The sequence below is a fragment of the Ruegeria sp. HKCCSA071 genome, assembly GCF_017872555.1.
In the GTDB taxonomy this organism is placed as follows: domain Bacteria; phylum Pseudomonadota; class Alphaproteobacteria; order Rhodobacterales; family Rhodobacteraceae; genus Ruegeria.
Map to the genome: position 1 here is coordinate 1 of NZ_JAEDOX010000026.1, position 2,500 is coordinate 2,500.

Below are 2,500 nucleotides of genomic sequence, written 5' to 3' on the forward strand. Positions count from 1 at the left end.
TGGTTGCGGGAGCAGGATTTGAACCTGCGACCTTCAGGTTATGAGCCTGACGAGCTACCGGGCTGCTCCATCCCGCGTCAGAGTCAGATTTGTTTTCATCGTTTTAGAGAGATTTGGGGATTTTGCTAGGTTTGGCGGTGACCTACTCTCCCGGGGCTTAAGCCCAAGTACCATTGGCGCGGCAGTGCTTAACTTCCGGGTTCGGGATGGGACCGGGTGTTTCACTTGCGCTATGACCACCAAACCGAGGAAAATCCCCACGTCGCGCTTTGCGAAGCAAACGCGACGGGTGGCAGGCAGCGTATTTGTGAAGCAAATGCGCGGTGCCACTCGGTTGTGTAATCAATCAACACCGTGCAATCCGCGTTGCGGATTGTCACGCGCCATCCAACTCAGGGTGTGTATGTCTTTGATTTGTCTTTCCATTACTGGATCAAATCAAGCCTATCGGGCGATTAGTACCGGTCAACTGAACGCATTACTGCGCTTACATCTCCGGCCTATTGACGTGGTGGTCTTCCACGGCCCTCAGGGAGACCTTGTTTTGAGGGGGGCTTCCCGCTTAGATGCCTTCAGCGGTTATCCTGTCCGATCATAGCTACCCAGCACTGCCGTTGGCACGACAACTGGTCCACCAGTGGATCGTTCACCCCGGTCCTCTCGTACTAGGGGCAACTCCTCTCAAGTCTCCTACACCCACGGCAGATAGGGACCGAACTGTCTCACGACGTTCTAAACCCAGCTCACGTACCTCTTTAAACGGCGAACAGCCGTACCCTTGGGACCTGCTCCAGCCCCAGGATGAGATGAGCCGACATCGAGGTGCCAAACACTGCCGTCGATATGGACTCTTGGGCAGTATCAGCCTGTTATCCCCGGCGTACCTTTTATCCGTTGAGCGATGGCCCTTCCACTCGGGACCACCGGATCACTATGGCCGTCTTTCGACTCTGCTCGACTTGTCAGTCTTGCAGTCAGGCTGGCTTCTGCCATTGCACTCAACGAGCGATTTCCGACCGCTCTGAGCCAACCTTCGCGCGCCTCCGTTACGCTTTAGGAGGCGACCGCCCCAGTCAAACTACCCGCCACGCAGGGTCCCGGATCCGGATAACGGACCGCGGTTAGACATCAAGAGTGCGAAGGGTGGTATCTCAAGGGAGGCTCCACGGATACTTGCGTTTCCGCTTCAAAGCCTACCACCTATCCTGCACATCACAATCCTGATGCCAGTGCGAAGCTGTAGTAAAGGTGCACGGGGTCTTTCCGTCTAACCGCGGGAAGCCTGCATCTTGACAGGCAATTCAATTTCGCTGAGTCGATGTTGGAGACAGCGGGGAAGTCGTTACGCCATTCGTGCAGGTCGGAACTTACCCGACAAGGAATTTCGCTACCTTAGGACCGTTATAGTTACGGCCGCCGTTTACCTGGGCTTCAATTCAAGGCTCTCACCTCTCCTTTTAACCTTCAGGCACCGGGCAGGCGTCAGACCCTATACGTCGTCTTGCGACTTCGCAGAGCCCTGTGTTTTTAATAAACAGTCGCCACCCCCTGGTTTGTGCCCCCAGCCCCTAGTTGCCTAGGAACCGGGCCTCCTTCTCGCGAACTTACGGAGGTATTTTGCCGAGTTCCTTCAACATCGTTCTCTCAAGCGCCTTGGTATGCTCTACCAGTCCACCTGTGTCGGTTTAGGGTACGGTCTGATGGAGGGCTATTTCCAGGAACCACTCAGCAGCCCAATCAATCCGATAAGATTGAACTACACCTGTGATCCGTCACATCCTCCTGGCCTAGGAATATTAACCTAGTTCCCATCGCCTACGCCTTTCGGCCTCGGCTTAGGGGCCGGCTTACCCTGCTCAGATTAGCTTTAAGCAGGAACCCTTGGACTTTCGGCGAGAGTGTCTCTCACACTCTTTGTCGCTACTCATGTCATCATTCTCACTAGTGATCTCTCCACCGGATCCCTCACAGGCCGGCTTCATCGAAAGAACTCGATCCGTCATTACATCCCGCTGCTGTTACACAACACAGATGCAAATACGGATGAGTTCTATGTCACACTACGCTCTGCTACCATGCCTTACGGCATCCTAAGCTTCGGCTCATGGCTTGAGCCCCGTTACATCTTCGCCGCAGGACAACTTGTTTAGACCAGTGAGCTGTTACGCTATCTTTAAAGGATGGCTGCTTCTAAGCCAACCTCCTGGTTGTTTTGGTCGTCCCACCTGCTTTCCCACTTAGCCATGAATTGGGGGCCTTAGCTGTAGGTCAGGGTTGTTTCCCTCTCCACTACGGACGTTAGCATCCGCAGTGTGTCTGCCATCTAGTACTCCCGGGTATTCGGAGTTTGGTTAGGATCAGTAAGCCTGTGGGGCCCCATTACCCATCCAGTGCTCTACCCCCCGGGGTATTCGGATGACGCTCTACCTAAATAGATTTCGCAGAGAACCAGCTATCTCCGAGTTTGATTGGCCTTTCACCCCTAGGCACAGCTCATCCC

The 2,500-nt window shown here is 54.4% G+C and carries 1 tRNA gene and 2 rRNA genes (1 of these 3 cut by a window edge); all 3 read right to left on the minus strand.

Annotated elements, in window-relative coordinates:
• A tRNA-Met gene (locus I9188_RS20085) sits at positions 1-77 on the minus strand.
• Between the two features lie 52 nt (positions 78-129).
• Positions 130-244: ribosomal RNA gene (gene rrf, locus I9188_RS20090) — 5S ribosomal RNA — on the minus strand.
• A 190-nt stretch (positions 245-434) separates the two neighbouring features.
• Positions 435-2,500 (minus strand): 23S ribosomal RNA (locus I9188_RS20095) (it continues 779 nt past the right edge of the window).